Origin of the sequence: Streptomyces sp. DH24 (assembly GCF_029813775.1) — a bacterium.
Taxonomy (GTDB): domain Bacteria; phylum Actinomycetota; class Actinomycetes; order Streptomycetales; family Streptomycetaceae; genus Streptomyces.
Map to the genome: position 1 here is coordinate 1 of NZ_JARVKW010000096.1, position 876 is coordinate 876.

Here is an 876-nt window from a genome sequence, read left to right on the forward strand (position 1 = left end):
CCGGTGCTGGTTGCTCATGGGTGGAACGTTGACTACTCGGCACACTTGATCGTCTTCTCCTTCTAGTACTGCTCTTTCGGAGCGTGGAACGTTGAGGGGAGCGGGGAGTGTGTCGGGCACGCTGTTGGGTGTCTGAGGGAATGAACTTCCTTCAGTGCCGGCCCCAGTGCACTCGGAACGTGGTTCCGGGGTGATGGGTGGTTGGTCGTTGTTTGAGAACTGCACAGTGGACGCGAGCATCTGTGGCCAAGTTTTTAAGGGCGCACGGTGGATGCCTTGGCACCAGGAACCGATGAAGGACGTGGGAGGCCACGATAGGCCCCGGGGAGTCGTCAACCAGGCTTTGATCCGGGGGTGTCCGAATGGGGAAACCCGGCAGTCGTCATGGGCTGTCACCCTTGCCTGAACACATAGGGCAAGTGGAGGGAACGCGGGGAAGTGAAACATCTCAGTACCCGCAGGAAGAGAAAACAACCGTGATTCCGGGAGTAGTGGCGAGCGAAACTGGATGAGGCCAAACCGTATGCGTGTGAGACCCGGCAGGGGTTGCGTATACGGGGTTGTGGGATCTCTCTTTCATGGTCTGCCGGCCGTGAGACGAGTCAGAAACCGTTGATGTAGGCGAAGGACATGCGAAAGGTCCGGCGTAGAGGGTAAGACCCCCGTAGCTGAAACATTAGCGGCTCGTTTGAGAGACACCCAAGTAGCACGGGGCCCGAGAAATCCCGTGTGAATCTGGCGGGACCACCCGCTAAGCCTAAATATTCCCTGGTGACCGATAGCGGATAGTACCGTGAGGGAATGGTGAAAAGTACCGCGGGAGCGGAGTGAAATAGTACCTGAAACCGTGTGCCTACAAGCCGTGGGAGCGTCGGA

The 876-nt window shown here is 58.0% G+C and carries 1 rRNA gene; it reads left to right on the forward strand.

The annotated features are described in order from the left end of the window. Nucleotides 1-244: 244 nt before the first annotated feature. Nucleotides 245-876, forward strand: a 23S ribosomal RNA gene (locus tag QC282_RS31995); the annotation flags it as partial.